The 18,133-nt window shown below is 72.5% G+C and carries 20 protein-coding genes; 9 read left to right on the top strand and 11 right to left on the bottom strand.

Annotation, left to right across the window (positions count from 1 at the left end; translation table 11 throughout):
- Window positions 1–66: 66 nt before the first annotated feature.
- The 3 genes from IF02_RS0108525 to IF02_RS33565 all read left to right on the top strand — a co-directional run bounded on the left by IF02_RS0108525 (window position 67) and on the right by IF02_RS33565 (window position 2,417).
- Window positions 67–1,344 (top strand): thymidine phosphorylase, encoded by a 1,278-nt coding sequence (locus IF02_RS0108525; protein WP_030154942.1) that lies wholly within the window; start codon window positions 67–69, stop codon window positions 1,342–1,344.
- A gap of 96 nt (window positions 1,345–1,440) precedes the next feature.
- On the top strand, window positions 1,441–2,031 hold the full coding sequence (locus tag IF02_RS0108530) for a Uma2 family endonuclease (RefSeq protein WP_030154943.1): 591 nt from the start codon (window positions 1,441–1,443) through the stop codon (window positions 2,029–2,031).
- A gap of 50 nt (window positions 2,032–2,081) precedes the next feature.
- On the top strand, window positions 2,082–2,417 hold the full coding sequence (locus tag IF02_RS33565) for an STAS domain-containing protein (RefSeq protein ID WP_030154945.1): 336 nt from the start codon (window positions 2,082–2,084) through the stop codon (window positions 2,415–2,417).
- Here the strand turns inward: IF02_RS33565 and IF02_RS0108540 are convergent.
- From IF02_RS0108540 to IF02_RS0108550, 3 genes are all read right to left on the bottom strand, one after another.
- Window positions 2,304–3,317, bottom strand: a complete 1,014-nt coding sequence (locus tag IF02_RS0108540; protein WP_030154946.1) for a sigma-70 family RNA polymerase sigma factor — start codon at window positions 3,315–3,317, stop codon at window positions 2,304–2,306. The genes IF02_RS33565 and IF02_RS0108540 overlap by 114 nt on opposite strands.
- Before the next feature lie 75 nt (window positions 3,318–3,392).
- Window positions 3,393–4,103, bottom strand: coding sequence for a L,D-transpeptidase family protein (locus tag IF02_RS0108545; RefSeq protein WP_030154947.1), 711 nt, complete (start codon window positions 4,101–4,103; stop codon window positions 3,393–3,395).
- A 179-nt stretch (window positions 4,104–4,282) separates the two neighbouring features.
- On the bottom strand, window positions 4,283–5,572 hold the full coding sequence (locus IF02_RS0108550; RefSeq protein WP_030154948.1) for an MFS transporter: 1,290 nt from the start codon (window positions 5,570–5,572) through the stop codon (window positions 4,283–4,285).
- 99 nt (window positions 5,573–5,671) lie between these two features.
- On the opposite strand from IF02_RS0108550, the gene IF02_RS0108555 reads away from it, so the two are divergent.
- The gene (locus IF02_RS0108555) at window positions 5,672–6,676 is read left to right on the top strand and encodes a LysR family transcriptional regulator (protein ID WP_420708114.1); all 1,005 of its coding nucleotides are present in this window, start codon (window positions 5,672–5,674) and stop codon (window positions 6,674–6,676) included.
- On the opposite strand, the gene IF02_RS0108560 is transcribed toward IF02_RS0108555, so the two are convergent.
- Window positions 6,622–7,659 carry a helix-turn-helix transcriptional regulator gene (locus tag IF02_RS0108560; protein ID WP_037835795.1) on the bottom strand — a complete coding sequence of 346 codons (1,038 nt, stop codon included), beginning with the start codon at window positions 7,657–7,659 and terminating at the stop codon, window positions 6,622–6,624. The two genes, IF02_RS0108555 and IF02_RS0108560, sit on opposite strands and share 55 nt — an antisense overlap.
- A gap of 476 nt (window positions 7,660–8,135) precedes the next feature.
- On the opposite strand from IF02_RS0108560, the gene IF02_RS0108565 reads away from it, so the two are divergent.
- Complete coding sequence (locus IF02_RS0108565) at window positions 8,136–9,593, top strand: CehA/McbA family metallohydrolase (RefSeq protein WP_030154951.1); 1,458 nt, start codon at window positions 8,136–8,138, stop codon at window positions 9,591–9,593.
- Between the two features lie 5 nt (window positions 9,594–9,598).
- Here IF02_RS0108565 and IF02_RS0108570 read toward each other — a convergent pair whose 3' ends face one another.
- Together IF02_RS0108570 and IF02_RS0108575 are read right to left on the bottom strand one after the other, a co-directional pair.
- Window positions 9,599–9,970, bottom strand: coding sequence for a cupin domain-containing protein (locus tag IF02_RS0108570; protein WP_030154952.1), 372 nt, complete (start codon window positions 9,968–9,970; stop codon window positions 9,599–9,601).
- Between the two features lie 77 nt (window positions 9,971–10,047).
- On the bottom strand, window positions 10,048–10,779 hold the full coding sequence (locus tag IF02_RS0108575) for a hypothetical protein (protein WP_030154953.1): 732 nt from the start codon (window positions 10,777–10,779) through the stop codon (window positions 10,048–10,050).
- A 113-nt stretch (window positions 10,780–10,892) separates the two neighbouring features.
- Here IF02_RS0108575 and IF02_RS0108580 point away from each other — a divergent pair, with 113 nt between their 5' ends.
- From IF02_RS0108580 to IF02_RS0108590, 3 genes are all read left to right on the top strand, one after another.
- Window positions 10,893–12,041 carry an adenosine deaminase gene (locus tag IF02_RS0108580; protein ID WP_030154954.1) on the top strand — a complete coding sequence of 383 codons (1,149 nt, stop codon included), beginning with the start codon at window positions 10,893–10,895 and terminating at the stop codon, window positions 12,039–12,041.
- Between the two features lie 140 nt (window positions 12,042–12,181).
- Window positions 12,182–12,460, top strand: coding sequence for a hypothetical protein (locus IF02_RS0108585; RefSeq protein ID WP_030154955.1), 279 nt, complete (start codon window positions 12,182–12,184; stop codon window positions 12,458–12,460).
- A 154-nt stretch (window positions 12,461–12,614) separates the two neighbouring features.
- Window positions 12,615–13,388 (top strand): hypothetical protein, encoded by a 774-nt coding sequence (locus IF02_RS0108590; RefSeq protein WP_030154956.1) that lies wholly within the window; start codon window positions 12,615–12,617, stop codon window positions 13,386–13,388.
- Between the two features lie 99 nt (window positions 13,389–13,487).
- On the opposite strand, the gene IF02_RS0108595 is transcribed toward IF02_RS0108590, so the two are convergent.
- The 5 genes from IF02_RS0108595 to IF02_RS32260 all read right to left on the bottom strand — a co-directional run bounded on the left by IF02_RS0108595 (window position 13,488) and on the right by IF02_RS32260 (window position 16,862).
- Window positions 13,488–13,688 carry a PspC domain-containing protein gene (locus IF02_RS0108595; protein ID WP_030154957.1) on the bottom strand — a complete coding sequence of 67 codons (201 nt, stop codon included), beginning with the start codon at window positions 13,686–13,688 and terminating at the stop codon, window positions 13,488–13,490.
- A gap of 45 nt (window positions 13,689–13,733) precedes the next feature.
- Window positions 13,734–14,315, bottom strand: coding sequence for a VanZ family protein (locus tag IF02_RS0108600; protein WP_030154958.1), 582 nt, complete (start codon window positions 14,313–14,315; stop codon window positions 13,734–13,736).
- 124 nt (window positions 14,316–14,439) lie between these two features.
- A complete protein-coding gene (locus IF02_RS0108605) occupies window positions 14,440–15,096 on the bottom strand; it encodes a PH domain-containing protein (RefSeq protein ID WP_030154959.1) in 657 nt (218 codons plus the stop codon).
- A gap of 25 nt (window positions 15,097–15,121) precedes the next feature.
- Window positions 15,122–15,754, bottom strand: coding sequence for a class F sortase (locus tag IF02_RS0108610; RefSeq protein WP_030154960.1), 633 nt, complete (start codon window positions 15,752–15,754; stop codon window positions 15,122–15,124).
- Between the two features lie 100 nt (window positions 15,755–15,854).
- The gene (locus tag IF02_RS32260; RefSeq protein ID WP_037835797.1) at window positions 15,855–16,862 is read right to left on the bottom strand and encodes a hypothetical protein; all 1,008 of its coding nucleotides are present in this window, start codon (window positions 16,860–16,862) and stop codon (window positions 15,855–15,857) included.
- Between the two features lie 306 nt (window positions 16,863–17,168).
- On the opposite strand from IF02_RS32260, the gene deoC reads away from it, so the two are divergent.
- Window positions 17,169–18,131 carry a deoxyribose-phosphate aldolase gene (gene deoC / locus IF02_RS0108620; RefSeq protein ID WP_106977248.1) on the top strand — a complete coding sequence of 321 codons (963 nt, stop codon included), beginning with the start codon at window positions 17,169–17,171 and terminating at the stop codon, window positions 18,129–18,131.
- Window positions 18,132–18,133 lie beyond the last annotated feature (2 nt).

Consider the following 18,133-nt stretch of genomic DNA (forward strand, 5'->3'; position numbering starts at 1 on the left):
GGGCCGTCGCAATTCCCTCTTCTCTTCTCTCTCCACCCTCTCTATGCGCGTAGAAGGAAGCACCACATGGACGTCATCTCCGTCATCCGAACGAAGCGTGACCGAGGCGAGCTGAGCCCCGAGCAGATCGACTGGGTCATCGACGCGTACACGCGCGGTGTCGTCGCAGACGAGCAGATGTCGGCGCTGGCGATGGCCATCCTGCTGAACGGCATGAACCGGGCCGAGATCAAGCGCTGGACCGCCGCGATGATCGCCTCGGGCGAGCGGATGAACTTCGACTCCCTGTCCCGCCCGACCGCGGACAAGCACTCCACCGGCGGCGTCGGCGACAAGATCACCCTGCCGCTGGCCCCGCTCGTCGCCGCCTGCGGCGCGGCCGTGCCGCAGCTGTCGGGCCGCGGCCTCGGCCACACCGGCGGCACCCTGGACAAGCTGGAGTCCATCCCCGGCTGGCGCGCGCTGCTCTCCAACGAGGAGATGCTGCACGTCCTGGACACCACGGGCGCGGTCATCTGCGCGGCGGGCGACGGCCTGGCCCCCGCCGACAAGAAGCTGTACGCGCTGCGCGACGTGACGGGCACGGTCGAGGCCATCCCGCTGATCGCCTCCTCGATCATGTCGAAGAAGATCGCCGAGGGCACGGGCTCGCTCGTCCTCGACGTGAAGGTCGGCACCGGCGCGTTCATGAAGAACATCGAGGACGCGCGCGAGCTCGCCTCGACGATGGTCGCCCTCGGTACGGACAGCGGCGTCAAGACGATCGCCCTGCTCACCGACATGTCCACCCCGCTCGGCCTGACGGCCGGCAACGCGCTGGAGATCCGCGAGTCGGTCGAGGTCCTGGCCGGCGGCGGCCCCTCCGACGTCGTCGAGCTGACCCTGGCGCTGGCCCGCGAGATGCTGGACGCGGCGGGCATCAAGGACGCCGACCCGGCCAAGGCCCTGGCCGACGGCTCCGCCATGGACGTCTGGCGCCGGATGATCTCCGCCCAGGGCGGCGACCCGGACGCGGCCCTCCCGGTGGCCCGCGAGCAGCACGTGGTCACCGCCCCCTCCTCGGGCGTCCTGACCCGCCTGGACGCGTACGGTGTCGGCGTGGGCGCCTGGCGCCTGGGCGCCGGCCGCGCGCGCAAGGAGGACCCGGTGCAGGCGGGCGCGGGCATCGAGCTCCACGCCAAGCCGGGCGACACCGTGGTGGCCGGCCAGCCGCTGATGACCCTGCACACGGACACCCCGGAGAAGTTCGAGTACGCCCTGGCCTCCCTGGAGGGCACGTACGACATCGCCCCGGCCGGCACGGCGTTCTCCGCCACGCCGATCGTCCTGGACCGCATCGCCTGACCTGCGGCTTCCCTTTCGGGTGAACGGGACCGGTGGACCCCCGCCGGTCCCGTTCGGCATGCTGGGACCGGTGACGAACCGAATGAGGAGCACACCATGAGCGCACTCGCAGTCGAGCACCAGCCTCCGAGCGGTGACGACTGGGATTCGGTCGTCCGCCTCTGGGAGGAGATGGACGTGCCGAAGGGCTGCAAGGTGGAGATCATCGAGGGGATCATCACCGTGGCACCACCGCCCGTCAACAACCACAACTTGATCGCAGAGTCGGTGCAACGCCGCCTGTACACGGTCATTCCCGATGACTGGGGTATCCACCAGACCCTCAACGTGGCCGTCCCGAGCCGCAGCGGTCTCTACATCCCGGACCTCACGGTCGTGCCGAGGGAGATGGTCCCCGAGGGGGAGAACTTCGTTCCCGTGGCTGCCGCCGAGCTCGTCGTCGAGATCACCTCGAAGTGGAACGCGGTCAACGACCGCGTGTCCAAGCTCAACGGCTATGCCGCGGCGGGCGTACCGCTCTACCTGCTCATCGACCCGCACGCGACGGGCAGCCCCACCATCCACCTGTACGGCGAGCCCAGCGACGGCAAATACCGCCTCCTGCACGCGGGCAAGTTCGGCGAGGCCGTCCAGCTCCCCGAGCCGTTCAACCTCACCCTCGACACCTTCGGCTTCCCCCGCCCATAGGAGGCCGCGGCCTACCGATGAGTTCCGGCGGCCCGGGCAGTCACCCCCTCGTGACGATCACGCGACTCGTGCTGCCCGGACCCAGCCCCACCGCGCGCGATGCCGTCCTGCTGTGCGCCGGCCTGGCCCGGCTGTACGAGGACGGGGCGACGGCCGTGGAGTGCGACGCCGGCGCCGTCACCGCGCCCGGGCTCGGGGTCGTCGAGGTGCTGGCCCGGCTGCGGGTCGCGGCCGGGGGTCGGGCGCTGCGGGTGACCGGGGCCGGGCCCGAGCTACGCGCCCTGCTGGAGCTCGTCGGACTCCTCCAGCTGTTCGGGGAGGCCGAAGAGCGGGAACCAGCGGTCGGTGTCCAGGAAGGCGTTGAGCCCGGTGATCCGCCCCTCTGAGATCTCCAGGACCTGGAGCGCCCACGGCACGTGCCCCGGCTTCCCGTCCTGCCGCGGCCGGTACTGGCCGAAGGCCGGCAGGCCGTTCGCCGTCGTCGGGACCAGGCGGGAGCCCTTGCACCCGATGCCCTGGTTCAGATGCCAGGCCGCGATGTCCGCGGGCCCCTGGAGCCACAGGTCGAACGGCGGCATCGACAGCACCGCGTCCTCGTGCAGCAGTGTGGTCAGCCGCGAGATGTCGTACGCCTCGAAGGCGGAGAGGTACTGCTCCAGCAGCTTCACCTGCTCCGCGTCCAGCGGGTCCGCCGCGTCGCTCTCGCGCATCCGGCTCGCCGAGAGCGTCGCGCGGGCCCGCTGGAGGGCGCTGTTCACCGACGCCACCGTCGTGTCCAGCAGGGTCGCGACCTCGTCCGCCTTCCACGCCAGCACCTCGCGCAGGATCAGCACCGCCCGCTGCTTCGCCGGCAGGTGCTGAAGCGCCGCCACGAACGCCAGCCGCACGGACTCCTTCGCCAGCGCCATCTCCGCCGGATCGGCGGTCTGCGGCAGCACCCGCCCGTCCGGCACCGGCTCCAGCCAGGTCACCTCGGGCCGCTCGTTGAGTATTGCCGACGCCTGGTGCTGAGGGGCGCTGAGGTCCATCGGGCGGGCCCGCTTCTTCCCCGCGCTCAGCAGGTCCAGGCAGACGTTCGTGGCGATCCGGTACAGCCACGAGCGCAGCGAGGACCTGCCCTCGAACTTCTCGAAGCTGCGCCAGGCACGGACGTACGTGTCCTGCACCGCGTCCTCGGCGTCGAAGGAGGAGCCGAGCATGCGGTAGCAGTAGCCGGTGAGCTCGACCCGGTAGCGGTCCATCGCCGCGTCCAGATCGGATTCGATACTCGTGGCGACGTCACTCATGGCTGTCTTCCCCCAGTAGGTCCGATATCCCGAAGCTACCCGAGGGGTCTGACAACGGCAGCCGGACGCCGCCCGCTACGTACCCGGCTTGCGGCCGTAGACGTACACGTCGTCCCCCTTGGCCAGCAGGTTCCAGTACGCCTTGGCGTCCGCGGGCCGCATGTTCACGCAGCCGCCCGACCCCGGCGGGTTCCACATGCTCTTCTCCACCGAGTGGAAGGCGATCCCGCCGTCGAAGAACTGCGCGTACGGCATCGACACGTCGTAGATCGTCGACCAGTGGTCGATGCTGCGGTAGTAGATCCGCTTCAGGCCGGTCCGGGTCTCCGTGCCGTCCTTCCCGGTGCGCACCGGCACCGGGCCGTACTTCAGGACGGCGCCGTCCTGGACCCAGCTGAGCTGGCGGGTCAGGTCGACGCAGGCGATCCGGCCCACGTTCACCGGGCACGTCCCGGCCCTGTTCGGGTTCGTGCCGGCCGCCCGCTGCGCCAGCATGGTGCTCATCGTCTGCCAGGTGAGCGGCCCGGCGTACCCCGCGGTCGGGGTGATCCCGTGCGTCGCCTGGAACGCCTTGATCGCCTGGCAGTCGGCCGCGGACTGCCACCCGTCGACCGGCCGCCCCAGGAACTGCTCCACCTCCCGTTGGTACGGCCCCGTGGTCACGTTGCACGAGCCGGCGGCCCGCGCCGCCCCGCCCCCGCCGACCACGAGCGGGACCGCGAGCGCCACCGCCCCGCAGACCACCGCCACCGCACGTCGTCCCGTACGCAACCGCTCCGTACGCATCCGTCCCGTACGCGTCCGCTCCGTACGCATCCGCATCAATGTCACGTCGTACTCCCTCCCACCCCCACTCCTTCCCGGCGGGGAGGGGCAACGCGCCGGAGCCCGGGGCGGCTTGCGCCTCCGGGCTCCGTAATTCCGCTCGTACCGATGCCGTACGCACCGATCCCCACGCCGCCGTATCAGCGTGCGGCGGCCAGCGACCCGTGGCGCCGCTCGGCGCGCGCCGCGTGCGAGCCGTACAGGGTGATCGACACGACGCCGAGCACGGCCAGCAGCGCGATGCCCACCGTCGCCGCCCAGCCCGCCGAGTGGTAGGCGAGCGCGCCGAGCGTGCCGCCCGCGCTGGAGCCCAGGTAGTACGCCGACTGGTACAGCGCCGAGGCCTGCGCACGCCCCGACGTCGCGGTCCGGCTCACCGCGGCGGACGCCACCGCGTGGCCCGCGAAGAAGCCGGCGGTGATCAGGACCAGCCCGACGAGGATCGCGGCCAGCGAGTCCGCCAGCGACAGCAGCAGGCCCAGTGCGGTCGTGGTCACCGCCAGGTACAGCGCCCCGCGCCGCCCCGCCCGGGCCACCAGCTGCCCGGCGGCCGCCGAGGAGACCGTACCGACCAGGTAGATCAGGAAGATCGACCCGATCACGCCCTGCCCCAGGGAGAACGGCTCGTCGACCAGCCGGTAGCCGATGACGGTGTAGACGGCCCCGAAGACGGTCATGAACAGCGCGCCGATCCCGTACAGGCGCAGCAGCAGCGGATCCCGCAGGTGCCCGGCGACCGTACGGCCGACCGCGCGCGGGTTCAGCGAGGCCGGGCGGAAGAACCGGGCCCGGGGGAGCAGGACGAGGAACGCCGCCGCGCAGGCCAGCGCCATGACGCCGACGGCCAGCAGCCCGCCGCGCCAGCCCCACGCCTGGGCCGCCCAGCCCGTGACGAGGCGGCCGCTCATGCCGCCGATGGAATTGCCCGCCACGAACAGGCCGATCGCGCCCACCAGCGCCTTCGGCTTGACCTCCTCCGCCAGGTACGCCATCGCGGAGGCCGGGATGCCGGCGATCGCCGCGCCCTGGACGGCGCGCAGCGCCACCAGCCACTCCAGGTTCGGCGCGAACGGTACGAGGAGGCCGACGCCGACGGCGACCAGCATGGAGACCGTCATCATCCGGGTCCGCCCGAAGCGCTCGGAGAGCGCGCTGAGCGGCAGGACGAACAGGGCGAGGGCGCCGGTGGCCGCGGACACGGTCCAGCTGGCCTGACCCGCCGTCACCCCGAACCCGTCGGAGATCGCGGGCAGCAGCGCCTGGGTGGAGTAGAGGAGGGCGAAGGTCGCGAGGCCCGCGGCGAAGAGCGCGAGGCTCATGCGGCGGTAGCCGGGGCGGCCGGGGGCGTGGGCTTCCGGTGCGGCAGGAGCAGGAGACGACGGGGTGGAGGCACCTGTGGTGACAGGTGCCCCGGTATGAACGGGAGGCATGCCAAAACCGTAGACCCGGCTCGTTTCATGCGTCCAATGCACAGAATCGCGATAATCGATCCACTGCTGCATGACCGCAGCTCAGAAGGGTGCCTGTCAATGAACCGTTACGAAGAAGACATCGCGGTGACAGGTTTGCTGGCACCTCGCCTCGCGTACTTCGCCGCCGTCGCCCGCCACGAGCACGTCACCCGCGCCGCGCACGAGCTGGGCGTCCCGCAGTCCACCCTCTCCCGGGCCATGGTCCGGCTCGAACACGACCTCGGCGTCACGCTGTTCGCCCGCAAGGGCCGCACCGTCGCCCTCACCACGGCCGGCCGGACCTTCCTCGCCTCGGCCGAGCGGGCCCTCGCCGAGATCGCCCGCGCCGCCGAGTCGGTGCAGCTGGACGCCGATCCGGCCCTCGGCAAGGTGGCGTTCGGCTTCCTGCACACCCTCGGCCCCGAGACCGTACCCGGCCTGATCCGCGCCTTCCGCGCCGACCACCCGCGCGTGCGCTTCTCCCTGGTGCAGAACTACGGCGAGGCCATGCTGGAGAAACTCCGGGCCGGCGAGCTCGACCTCTGCCTGACCTCGCCCCTCCCCGACGCGCCCGACCTGGTCGCCCGCCGCCTCGACGAGCAGCGGCTGCGCCTCGTCGTCCCCGACGACCACCGGCTGGCCGGCCGCAAGCGCATCCGCCTCGCCGAGGCCGCCGAGGAAACCTTCGTCACCCTGGAAGCCGGCTACGGCCTGCGCCGCATCACCGACGACCTGTGCGCGGAGGCCGGGTTCACCCCGCGGGTGGCCTTCGAGGGCGAGGAGGCCGAGACCCTGCGCGGCCTCGTCGCGGCGGGGCTCGGCGTGGCCCTGCTGCCGCCCCCGGCCGTGGCCCGACCCGGCGTGGTCGAGCTGACGGTGACGGCCCCCCGGGCGGTCCGCGAGATCGGCGTGGCCTGGCTGGACGGCCACCCCGACACCCGCCCGGTGGCCGAGTTCAAACGCTTCCTCCTCTCCCGCCGCGGCCGCCTCATCCCGGAACTGCACGGCGGGCACCTCGGGCAGCCCGTTCAGGACCCGGCGCCGCCCTCGGGGTCCGGCGGCGGCGTCGGGGAGAGCAAGTAGCCTGCCTGGAAGCGGGACTTGGCGCCCACCGCCCGCATGATCTCCGCGATGTGGCGCTGGCAGGTGCGCTCCGACATGCCCAGCCGGCGCGCGATCACCTTGTCCTCCAGGCCCTCCGCCAGCAGCCGTACGATCAGCTGCCGCAGCTCGTCCGAGAGCGAACGCGCCGCCTCCGGGCTCACCGTCGTCGGGAAGGGCTCCGCCGCCACCCACGAGCGTTCGAACGCCGACGTCATGAAGTGCACCACCGCCGGCTCCCGCACCACCAGCGCCGCCCCGGCCCGGTCCGGCACCGACATCAGCCCCGTGTGCCCGTCGAAGACCAGCATCCGCATCAGCCCGTCGCCCAGTGTCCGTACCCGGGCGCCCAGGGCCGTCACCCGTTCCACGTACGCCGCCGTGGGCCGCGAGTAGCGCGCCGTGTGCTGGTAGATCGTGCGCATCCGCACCCCGCGCGCCAGCAGCGACTCGTCCCGCCCGATGGCCTCTTCCAGCGTCTCCAGCGGCCGGCCCCCGCCCGGCTGCGAGGCCAGCAGCTCCTGCCCGCACTCCGCGACCAGCTCCGCGATCAGGGCGCGCGCCGCCCCCAGGTCGGTGACCAGCTCCAGCTCCGCCCGCCCCGACCCGTTGCGTTCGAGGTGCGCCGCCCCCGCCTCGTACGCCGGGACCAGCGCCTCCAGCCGCCCGCGCAGCCGGTCCATCTCGTCGTGGGTCTCCCGTACGAGCAGAGCCAGCGGGGCCAGCGCCCGGGCCGCCGCCGTCCGCGGCGCGACCGCGCTCCACCGGTCCGGGCCGCTGCCGGGGGCCCGTTGCAGCAGGTGCGCGGAGGCCAGCTCGGTGATCGCCGCGGCCGCCCGCGCCCCGAGGGCCCCGGTCGCCTCGGCTTCGGCGAACGAGTGCCGCTCCACGGCGTACGCGTACAGCCGCCGGGCGGCGCGGCTCAGGTCGCCCCCGGACGGCGGGTCGGCTTCGTCGGCTGGCATGTGCGTATTCGTCCCGGCTTGCGGATGTTTATAAACCCCTCGTGTTCCCGCAAGGCGGCAAGACGACGCCCGATCGGGCGCCGTGCACATATGCCGAACCGGCACAGTGGTCACACCGGGTGAAGGGGGAAACGCGGTGACGGGGGAGCGGGAGCGGGTTCGAGGGACCGGGCGGGGGCCCAGGGCGGTCCTGCCGAGCCCGCGCCCCGCCGTGGTGGCCGCCGCCCGACGGGCCGGCGCGCGCACCGCGGTGGTCGCGCCGGGTCCGCCGGTGCCGTCCGACCGTGAGGGGGCGGAGCGGCGGGTACCGGCGGACCGGCGCGACCACGGCCGCCTGACCGGCGCCGTAGGCCGGCCGGACGCCATCCGGCACGGGCGGGCCCGCGTCCCGGACCGGGCCGCGGCCCTGCTCGGCGAACGGGGACCCCTCACCCCGGATTCACGCGGGATTCACGTACCGCCGCCACCGTGGAGGCATGGCCCTCACGAGGCGTGAAGTTCTGGCGACCGGTGTGTCCGGCGCCGCCGCAATCACCACCCCGCACCTGTCCGCGCCCTCGCCGGACACCCGGATCCTGACCGGCACGATCCCCCCGGGCGCCCCGGACTTCGTCGAGATACCCCTCGATGTGCCGCGCGGCGTACGCGAGTTACGGGTGGCGTACACGTACGGCAAGCCGCCCGTACCGCCCGGCACGCCCGGCAACGCCCTCGACATCGGCATCTTCGACCAGCACGGCACCGCCCTCGGCGGCCGCGGCTTCCGCGGCTGGTCCGGCGGCGCCCGCGGCGAGTTCTTCCTCCGCGCCGACGAGGCGACCCCCGGCTACCTGCCCGGCCCGATCGGCGCCGGCCGCTGGCACGTCCTGCTCGGCCCGTACACCGTCGCCCCGCAGGGACTCCCGTACGAGATCACCGCACGCTTCACCTTCGGCGAGCCGGGGCCCGTACCCCGCCCCGTCTACCCGCCCCAGCGCGCCCGGGGCCGCGGCCGGGCCTGGTACCGCGGCGACTGCCACATCCACTCGGTGCACTCCGACGGGCGGCGCACCCCGGCCGAGATAGCCGGCCTGGCCCGCGCGGCCGGCCTGGACTTCATCAACTCCTCGGAGCACAACACCCACAGCGCGCACGCCGCCTGGGCCGACGCGCTCTCGCCGGACCTGCTGATCCTGACCGGCGAGGAGATCACCACCCGCACCGGCCACGTCCTGGCCGTCGGCACCGACCCGGGCACCTTCGTCGACTGGCGCTACCGGGCCCGCGAGAACCGCTTCGGCCGGTTCGCCCGTACCATCCGGGGCGCGGGCGGCCTGGTCGTACCGGCCCACCCGCACGCCACCTGCATCGGCTGCGCCTGGAAGTTCGGCTTCGGCGAGGCCGACGCCGTGGAGGTGTGGAACGGCCCCTGGACCCCCGACGACGAGGTCTCCCTGGCCTCCTGGGACGCCACCTTGCGCGGCGCCGACGGCGAGCGGTGGCTGCCGGCCGTGGCCAACAGCGACCACCACCGCGACCCGGACCGCATCGGAGGCCCGCAGACCGTGGTCCTGGCCGAGGACCTGACGCGGGAGGCGGTCCTCGCGGGGATGCGGGCCGGGCGGTCCTACGGGGCCGAGTCCGCCCAGGTCTCGGTCGCCTTCGAGGCGGTGGGCCCGCACGGGGAGCACGCCGGCATCGGGGAGCGGCTGCGGACGGCACCGGACGCGGACGTCCTGATCCGGCTCACGGCGACGGGCGCCCCGGGCTGCGAACTGCGGCTGATCACCGACCAGGGCCTGGCCGTGACCTCCTCGGACGCCGCCCTGGAATGGCGCACCAGCCCGGCCCGCTCGGCCTACGTACGGGCCGAGGTCCGCCACCCCGCCACGCTCCCGCCGCTCCCGGGCGCCCTGGCGGCGTTCACGAACCCGGTGTGGCTGCCGGTTTCCTGACGGTGTCAGCCGGACGCGGGCTTGGCGTAGTCGGTGTAGCCGGTCCAGTCGAGGGCGATGCAGGGCTCGTCTCCGACGACCCAGGCGTCGTGTCCGGGCGCGATCCGGATGAAGTCACCGGGGCCGATTTCGCCTTGCTCCCCGTCGTCCATGGCGATCACCATGCGGCCGCTCACCACGTACCCGGTGTGGGCGGACTGACAGCTGTCCGTGCCCGCGAGCGGCTTGATGTGCTGCGACCAGCGCCACCCCGGCTCGAAGACCGCCCGGCCCACCGCGCCGCCTTCGGTGTTGAAGAGGTCCAGCCGACCCATGCCGTCCTCGAACGGTCGGGTCTCGTCCGGCTTGTCGAAGTTCTTGGACACCAATCCGGCCATGACTCATCTCCTCGGGAGAGGAACGCCCCGAGTCCACTCCTCACTGTACGCGCAGGGAGCCCGTCCAACAGGCTGGTTCAGCCCCGAAGCGACCGCCCGAAGCCGGAGGCCAGCGGCATCCGCAGCCCCAGCGGCGGCGGCGCCGCCAGCGCGTCCGTCACCGGCCGCGAAAACCGTCCCGAGAACATCGCCCCCAGGATGAAATCCACGGACAGCGCCACGACTTCCGCCTGGTGCTCGCGCAGCCGGTGGCCGTCCGAGTGCACCTCGAACCGGCACGTCGAGCGGTTCGCCTTCTTCGCCTGCGCCGCCAGCCGAAACGATGCTTCCGGGTCGCTGCGCGCGTCGTTCGTCCCGTGCACGATCAGCACCTGCCGCCCCGACAACTGCTTCACCGGTTCCGGGGACTCCGGCGAGACCACCTCTCCCAAGGAAGGGGCAAGCGCCAGCACCGAGTTGACGGCCTCGTGGCCCGCCGCCCGCAGCGCCGCCCGGCCGCCCGCGTCGTACCCGGCGAGGCACACCGGCACGTCCCCGTACCTGCGCACCACCTCGTCCGCCGCCCACCGGGCGTCGTCCTCCCGGCAGGCCCCCCTGCCGTGCAGCACGGTGTGCGTGACCAGGCCGTCCGCCCCGCCCGCCCGGACCAGTGCCCGCGCGAGCGGACGCACCGGACCGGGGGACAATCTGGATTTACCGGGGAGTAAGAGGACGACTCCGTTGACCGTGCTGCCCGTCGAGACCGAGCCGTTCGCGCCGGCCGCCCGCCCCAGGCGGGCCCCGCGCGCCGGCGGCGCATGCTGTGCCATGGCGGAACAGTCTCAGACTGACAGGTGTACGCGACCCGTCCGTACGGTCTCTGTTACGTATCGACCCCTGTCGCCGACGCGCTGCTCTACGCGCGTAGGAGTAGAGTGCCCGGATGACGAGCGAGACCCCCAACCTGCCCACCCCGGATCAGATCCGCCGCTCCCCGAAGGTGCTGCTCCACGACCACCTCGACGGTGGCCTGCGCCCCGGGACCATCATCGAGCTGGCGCACAAGGTCGGCTACGAGAACCTTCCCGAGACCGACGCCGACAAGCTGGGCGTCTGGTTCCGCGAAGCCGCCGACTCCGGCTCCCTGCCGCGCTACCTGGAGACGTTCGCGCACACCTGCGCCGTCATGCAGACGAAGGAGGCCCTCTTCCGGGTCGCCTCCGAGTGCGCCCAGGACCTGGCCGAGGACGGCGTCGTGTACGCCGAGATCCGCTACGCCCCCGAGCAGCACCTCGAAGCCGGACTGACCCTCGAAGAGGTCGTCGAGGCGGTCAACGAGGGCTTCCGCGAGGGCGAGCGCCGCGCGCGCACCAACGGCAACCGCATCCGCGTCGGCGCGCTGCTCACCGCGATGCGCCACGCCGCCCGCGCGCTGGAGATCGCCGAGCTGGCGAACCGCTACCGCGACAACGGCGTGGTCGGCTTCGACATCGCCGGCGCCGAGGCGGGGTTCCCTCCCACCCGCCACCTGGACGCGTTCGAGTACCTCAAGCGCGAGAACAACCACTTCACCATCCACGCGGGCGAGGCCTTCGGCCTGCCGTCGATCTGGCAGGCCCTCCAGTGGTGCGGCGCCGACCGCCTGGGCCACGGCGTGAAGATCATCGACGACATCGAGGTCGCCGCCGACGGTTCCGTGAAGCTGGGCCGGCTGGCCTCGTACGTCCGGGACAAGCGCATCCCGCTGGAGATGTGCCCCACCTCGAACCTGCAGACCGCCGCGGCCGCCTCGTACGCCGAGCACCCGATCGGGCTGCTGCGGAAGCTGCACTTCAGGCTGACGGTCAACACCGACAACCGGCTGATGAGCGGCACCAGCATGAGCCGCGAGTTCGAGCACCTGGTCGACACCTTCGGCTACACGCTTGACGACATGCAGTGGTTCACCGTCAATGCGATGAAGTCCGCGTTCATTCCTTTCGATGAACGACTGGCCATGATCAATGAGGTCATCAAGCCCGGTTATGCGGAGCTGAAGTCGGAGTGGCTGTTCCAGCAGACCGCTTCGACCAGCGGTTCCGTCTCGGTCTAGGCCACGGCATCACAGACGGAAAGCGCCCGGGAGGAGCAATTCCCGGGCGCTTTCTCGTATTTACGTATGTTTGCGGGCGGGGGTTTGAAGTGACTAGTTTGCGGAGCCGCTCAATTCCCCGTCGCAAGGACTAAATCTTCATGAAGAAGTCAGCTGCCAAGACCCTCGGTGCCGCCGCTCTCGGCGCCGCCTTCGTCGCCGCCGCCGCGGGCTCCGCCTCGGCCGCCGTGCCCGCGATCGGCCTCTCCGACGCGCTGGGCACCGTGACCGGCGCCGCCCAGGGGCTGACGAGCCAGCAGCACGTCAGCGCCGAGGACGGCCGGCAGCAGAGCGACCCGGCCGCCCCCCTCAACCAGCTCACCGACGCGGTCGGCCCGACCCTCGGCGGTCTGCCCATCGGCGGCGCGCTCGGCGGCTGATCACCGCCGGACCCCTCCGCGGACTCGTCTGCGGATTTTTCGCACGCGCACGCACGTGGCGCACGCCGGTTCGATCGGGTGTGTGCCACGTCGTGGCGTGTGCCACGATCACCACCAACTGCCCGCCGACGCACTGGGTATGAGGTCATCGGTCATGCGCTTGAAGGCACGAGTCACGGTCGGAGCGGCCACCGCCGCCCTGCTCCCCGCCCTCCTCCTGGGGGCCGTGGGGTGCAGCAGCAACAAGGACGCCCCCGCGACCGGCAAGACGCCCGACCCCAAGGGCTCCGCCCCCGCGGGCTCGGCCGCCGCGTCCCCGGGCTCCGCCCCGAGCGGCTCGGCCGCGCCGAAGGCCGGGGCGAGCAAGCTGGAGCGCTCCGCGCTCGAACAGGGCGATCTGCCCGGCTACCAGGTCTCCGCGCAGGGCAAGAACCCCAACGCCCCCGACGGCCAGCCCCAGGCCGACCGCAAGGCCTGCCAGCCCCTGGCCGACATCATGGGCGACAAGCCGGACCCGGCCGCCCGCGAGACCGTCAACCGCGGCATCGGCTCCCAGAAGCAGGTCGGACTCGCCGTCTCCGCCTCCGTCAGCTCCTACGCCGAGAGCGACGCCAAGGCCCTCATCGCCCGCCTCCGCAGCGCCGTCGGCGCGTGCGGTACGGGCTTCACCGCCACCGTCGACAAGCAGAGCGGCAGCTACCGCGAGGTACGGGCCGCCGAGTACAAGACGGCCGGCGACGAGACCGTCAGCTGGACCACCACCGCAGCCGCCCAGGGCGTCTCGGCCCAGGTCCACGTGGTCGTCGTCCGCCAGGGCGCCGCCGTCGTACGGCTGATGGCCCTCAACGTCTCCGGGGCCCAGCAGAAGGCTCTCGTCCCCCAAGAGGTGGCGGACAAGCAGCTGGAGAAGGTCCGCGGCGCGAACTGACGCCCCGGGCTTTCCGCCTCGAACCCTTTGCCGGCCGATTTGCCAGGCCCTTTACCGGGCGCCTTTCCAGGCGCTCCACCGGGCTTTCTACCAGGCTTTCTACCAGGCGTTCGAGGCGGACTTCTCGTTCGGCAGGAGCAGCCACAGCGCCAGGTAGATCAGGAACTGCGGGCCGGGCAGCAGGCACGAGACGACGAAAATGACGCGCATCGTGTTCGCGGATATTCCGAAGCGACGCGCCAGTCCGGCGCAGACGCCGCCGATCCAGCGGCCGTCACGGGGGCGGACAATCGCGCTCATGGTTTCTCCTCTGTGGCATCCGGCGGGAGGCTTTCCCGCGATGCCTCAATACTCCCGCGGCACCGCCGACAAGACGTCGGTCCAGGGGCCGAGCCCGACCCTGGGAATTCTCGGGGTGGACCCCTGAGAGGACTGCTCCGAGCTCCGCGAGCGCCGCAGCCGCGCCCGCAGCGCCGGTACGACGGCCACGTGCGCGAGTACGACGCCCAGCCCGTTCAGCAGCACCGAGTCCACGTCGACCACCTGCCCGGGCACCGAGCTCTGGAGCATCTCGATGAGGAGCGAGACCAGCACCCCCGCGGCGGCGGTCCGGCCCAGCGAGGACCACGCGGCCAGCGGCGAGGGCGCCAGGTTCCCGTTGACGAGCGGCAGCAGCACCCCGAGCGGGGCCAGCAGCGCCAGCGCCTCGCCGATCCGCCGGGCCGCCTCCAGCGGTCCGTACGAGAGGTCCGCCCGGATCCCCTCCAGCGGCGTCAGATTGGCCGCGGCCGCCCAGGGCACGTCCAGGGGGCGCAGAGTGAGCCAGCCGACGAGGAGGAGATGGGCGACCAGCAGCCCCCCGCCCAGGAGCCGGAGCCGGAGGTGAATGGCGGTGGCGGCACTGCGGCCGACCTCGTTGCGCTGCACATGTGCGAGGACGCAGGCCCCGGTGGCCGCGGTTCCGGTCGGATCCTGTGAGCGGGCTCGCACCCACCCGTACGGGCGCCCGGGGCGGTGCGGGTGGGCGGTACGGGTCCGCGACGGGCCGGCGTCAGCCGATGACGAGCAGCACGATCAGCAACACCGCGCCGAGGGCGGCGGGGGCCAGGACCTCGTACGACCACCGCACGCGCACGCTGCCCTGGGCGCCGGCCCGCGAGGCACCGCGCTCGGCCAGCTCCCGCAGCTCGCCCACGACCTGGTCGGCCTGGGCCCGCTGCGGTTCGGCGGAGGCGGTCGGGCCGGCCTTGCCCTGCGAGCCCGTGGCGCCCTTGCCGCTGAGCCCGCCGCGGCGGGAGAGCTCCTGCCGGCTCTGCTGCCGGCTCGCCTTCTTCCGCTCGCGCAGCGAGACCGGAACGGACCACAGCTGGTACTTCGACCCCCCGGCCAGCACCTCCGCCGAGTACCCGGCGCGCACCGCGTCCACGGCGGCCCAGGGCAGCTCGATGACCCGGAAGGGGTTCCGCACGCGCAGCCGGTCGTCATTGGCGAAGACGGCCGGGCGGATCGTGAACGCCACGATCAGCGGTACGGCCAGCAGGGCGATCGCCGCGGCGAACCACGGGGCGTTCCCCGACCCCCGCACGATGGCGTCCCCGCACAGCCACGCGACGAGCGCGAGCAGCAGGACCCCCGTGACGACGGCCATGGGGGAGCGGTAGACCCGGTCTGCGTACGCCGGCTCTTCGGGGGGCTGCTGGCTGCTCATGAGGCCGATTCTGCCTCAAGCCGTCTCAGCCGACGAGATCGGCGTACACGATGATGTTGTCGGGCCGGTGGCCGTCGGTGATCTCGCCCCCGCAGGTGATCAGCCGCAGCTCGGGGCGCGCGGTGTTCCCGTACACCTTGGCCGTCGGAAAGCTCTTCTTGTCGACCTGTTCCAGCGCGCGCACCCGGAAGACGGCGGAGCTGCCGTCCGCCCGGGAGACGGTGATCCCGTCACCCGCGTGGATCTTCGCCACGTCGCGCAGTACGGCCGGGCCGCGCGCGGTGTCGAAGTGCCCGATGAGCACGGCCGGTCCCGTCTCGCCCGGGGTGACGCCCTTCGTGTACCAGCCGATCCGGTCCCCGTTCGCGACGGAGGGCACCTCGACGCTGCCGTCGGCGGCCAGCCCCAGCTTCAGCAGCGGACCCGTGTCCACCCCGGCCGCGGGGATCCGTACCCGTACGGGCTCGGAGGCGGGCAGCGCTGCGGCGGGCGCGGCCGAAGCGGTCGGCGCGGGCGGGGCCGGCGCCGGGGCCGCGGCGATGCGGGGCGCGGGCGGGGGCGCGGGCGCGGCCGGCGCGCCGCCGCAGCCGGTCAGGGCGGCGAGGGCGAGCGGACCGAGCAGGGCGGCGGCGAGCAGGGGGCGGACGCGGTGGGCCATGGGGTGCTCCGGGAAACGGGCCCGGCGGGCCACCGCGGAGGTGGCCCGCCGGAGGCAGGAAAGCGGGAGGGGACGGGTTGGAGGGGCGGCAAAGGGAAGGTCAGCCCCGGCCGCGACCGGCGCGGCGGCCGCGGGCCAGCAGGGCCACACTCAGCCCGGCGAAGATCGCGACGAGACCCGTGCCGGCCGCCACGGTGGTGCTGTTGTCGGTGTCCTCGGCGGCGAACTCGGCCCCCGCGGCCACCCCGCCCTTGGGCACGACCACGGTCTGCGCCCCGCCCTGCGGCTTCACGTCGGCGACCGGCGCGGCGCCGACCGTGACGGTCGGCTCGGGCTTCGGCGCGGGCTTGTCGGCGGCCCGGTCCTCGGTGACCTTGTAGTTCGGCTTGCAGCCCTTGGGCAGCGCGGGGAAGGAGGTCCGGCCGAGCGGGGTGCCGCCGCCCTGGGTCTTCCACTCGAAGCCGGGCGCGGCACCGCTCGGGTTCACGATGCGGGCGATGATGCCGGCCGACTCGGGCAGTGCGGGGAAACCGCGGTCCAGGAGCCGCCACGCGGTGTCCTCGCCGGCGACCCACAGCTCGGCCCGCGGGCCGTCGGGGGACATGAACAGCTTGGCGCTCATGCCGGCGCCGATGTTCTGCGACTTCTCGGCCGAGCAGACCGGGCCTGCCTTGCCCTCGGGCAGCGGGTAGGACTTGGCGACGCCCTTCGTGGTGACGACGAGCACCGGGGCGGTCGTCTCCGCCTTGGTGAGCTCGAAGGACGCCCCGTACGCCTCGGCGGTGGTCTGCCCGCGGGTGACCAGGCCCACGACGTGGAGCATGTAGTTGTCGCCCGGCTTCCACTGGTCGCCGACGTAGCGGATCCAGGCCTCCGGGCCCTCGGCCCCGTTGCGCAGCACCGCGACCATCCCGTTGCCGACGTAGACCGGCCGGCCCTCGTAGCGGCCGCTGTCGTCCGAGGAACCCGACGAATCCGCAGAGGCAGCCGCCCGGGTCGACGCCGCCGGCTGCGGGGCGGCGGTCGCGGCGACCGCGGTCGCGGCCGGCGCGAGCAGGGCCCCGGCGAGGGCGGCGGTGACGATCGAGGTGCGGAGGGCGGTACGCATAACGACTCCTGGAGCTGCGTCGCGGGAAGGTGGGAGAGTCGCATGCCCCTTTTCTCTACGGGTTCTCTGCCGAAGGCTTCGTCCGGTGAGGTCTGGCGGGCTGCTGAAGAGAAATTTACGTTTCTCGTTCGACTGGACCATGAGGTTCCCGTCTTCGCCATGTAACAGGAAAAGCGGAGGTCAGCGGTCCGCAGTGCGTTCTTCGGCCGGATCCCCGCCCCGCCCGGATGTGCCCGAGTCCGCACATATGTGCGCCCGCGGGGGGTGACAGGCAGCTACGCGCGTAGATATGCTCATCTGGTGACCATGCCCACCACCCTCACCGCATTCGCTGACGTGACGACGTCCGACAGCGCGCTGCGCCGCTTCCTGCACGGGCTGCCCGGCGTAGACGCCGTCGGCCTGGAGGCCCGCGCGGCCGCGCTCGGTACCCGTTCGATCAAGACCACGGCCAAGGCGTACGCCATTGACCTGGCCATTTCGATGATCGACCTGACCACGCTTGAGGGTGCGGACACCCCGGGCAAGGTCCGAGCGCTCTCCGCCAAGGCCGTCAACCCCGACCCGACCGACCGCACGACGCCCATGACCGCCGCGGTCTGCGTCTACCCCGACATGGTGGCCACCGCGAAGGCCGCCCTGAACGGCGCCGACGTCAAGGTGGCCTCCGTCGCGACCGCCTTCCCGGCCGGCCGCGCCGCGCTGCCCGTCAAGCTCGCGGACACCCGTGACGCCGTCGCCGCCGGCGCCGACGAGATCGACATGGTCATCGACCGTGGCGCCTTCCTCGCCGGCCGCTACCTGGAGACGTACGAGCTGATCAAGGCCATCAAGGAGGCGTGCGTACGCCCCGACGGCACCGCCGCCCGCCTCAAGGTCATCTTCGAGACCGGCGAGCTGTCGACGTACGACAACATCCGCCGGGCCTCCTGGATCGGCATGCTCGCGGGCGCCGACTTCATCAAGACCTCCACCGGCAAGGTCGGCGTCAACGCCACCCCCGCCAACACGCTGCTGATGCTCGAAGCCGTCCGCGACTTCAAGGCGCAGACTGGAATCCAGATCGGCGTGAAGCCGGCCGGCGGCATCCGGACCACCAAGGACGCCATCAAGTTCCTGGTCCTGGTCAACGAGACCGTGGGCGAGGACTGGCTCTCCAACCACTGGTTCCGCTTCGGCGCCTCCAGCCTGCTCAACGACCTGTTGATGCAGCGCCAGAAGCTGAGCACCGGCCGTTACTCCGGTCCCGACTACGTGACGGTGGACTGATC

The sequence above is a fragment of the Streptomyces sp. NRRL S-244 genome, assembly GCF_000717915.1.
Classification (GTDB): Bacteria; Actinomycetota; Actinomycetes; order Streptomycetales; family Streptomycetaceae; genus Streptomyces.

What these genes read in the sequence shown, in the direction of transcription:
- IF02_RS0108525 (WP_030154942.1), top strand. Translation starts at nt 67, where the DNA reads ATGGACGTCATCTCCGTCATCCGAACGAAGCGTGACCGAGGCGAGCTG.
- IF02_RS0108530 (WP_030154943.1), top strand. Translation starts at nt 1,441, where the DNA reads ATGAGCGCACTCGCAGTCGAGCACCAGCCTCCGAGCGGTGACGACTGG.
- IF02_RS0108540 (WP_030154946.1), bottom strand. Translation starts at nt 3,317, where the DNA reads ATGAGTGACGTCGCCACGAGTATCGAATCCGATCTGGACGCGGCGATG.
- IF02_RS0108545 (WP_030154947.1), bottom strand. Translation starts at nt 4,103, where the DNA reads ATGCGTACGGAGCGGTTGCGTACGGGACGACGTGCGGTGGCGGTGGTC.
- IF02_RS0108550 (WP_030154948.1), bottom strand. Translation starts at nt 5,572, where the DNA reads ATGCCTCCCGTTCATACCGGGGCACCTGTCACCACAGGTGCCTCCACC.
- IF02_RS0108555 (WP_420708114.1), top strand. Translation starts at nt 5,672, where the DNA reads ATGAACCGTTACGAAGAAGACATCGCGGTGACAGGTTTGCTGGCACCT.
- IF02_RS0108560 (WP_037835795.1), bottom strand. Translation starts at nt 7,659, where the DNA reads ATGCCAGCCGACGAAGCCGACCCGCCGTCCGGGGGCGACCTGAGCCGC.
- IF02_RS0108565 (WP_030154951.1), top strand. Translation starts at nt 8,136, where the DNA reads ATGGCCCTCACGAGGCGTGAAGTTCTGGCGACCGGTGTGTCCGGCGCC.
- IF02_RS0108570 (WP_030154952.1), bottom strand. Translation starts at nt 9,970, where the DNA reads ATGGCCGGATTGGTGTCCAAGAACTTCGACAAGCCGGACGAGACCCGA.
- IF02_RS0108575 (WP_030154953.1), bottom strand. Translation starts at nt 10,779, where the DNA reads ATGGCACAGCATGCGCCGCCGGCGCGCGGGGCCCGCCTGGGGCGGGCG.
- IF02_RS0108580 (WP_030154954.1), top strand. Translation starts at nt 10,893, where the DNA reads ATGACGAGCGAGACCCCCAACCTGCCCACCCCGGATCAGATCCGCCGC.
- IF02_RS0108585 (WP_030154955.1), top strand. Translation starts at nt 12,182, where the DNA reads ATGAAGAAGTCAGCTGCCAAGACCCTCGGTGCCGCCGCTCTCGGCGCC.
- IF02_RS0108590 (WP_030154956.1), top strand. Translation starts at nt 12,615, where the DNA reads ATGCGCTTGAAGGCACGAGTCACGGTCGGAGCGGCCACCGCCGCCCTG.
- IF02_RS0108595 (WP_030154957.1), bottom strand. Translation starts at nt 13,688, where the DNA reads ATGAGCGCGATTGTCCGCCCCCGTGACGGCCGCTGGATCGGCGGCGTC.
- IF02_RS0108605 (WP_030154959.1), bottom strand. Translation starts at nt 15,096, where the DNA reads ATGAGCAGCCAGCAGCCCCCCGAAGAGCCGGCGTACGCAGACCGGGTC.
- IF02_RS0108610 (WP_030154960.1), bottom strand. Translation starts at nt 15,754, where the DNA reads ATGGCCCACCGCGTCCGCCCCCTGCTCGCCGCCGCCCTGCTCGGTCCG.
- IF02_RS32260 (WP_037835797.1), bottom strand. Translation starts at nt 16,862, where the DNA reads ATGCGTACCGCCCTCCGCACCTCGATCGTCACCGCCGCCCTCGCCGGG.
- deoC (WP_106977248.1), top strand. Translation starts at nt 17,169, where the DNA reads ATGCCCACCACCCTCACCGCATTCGCTGACGTGACGACGTCCGACAGC.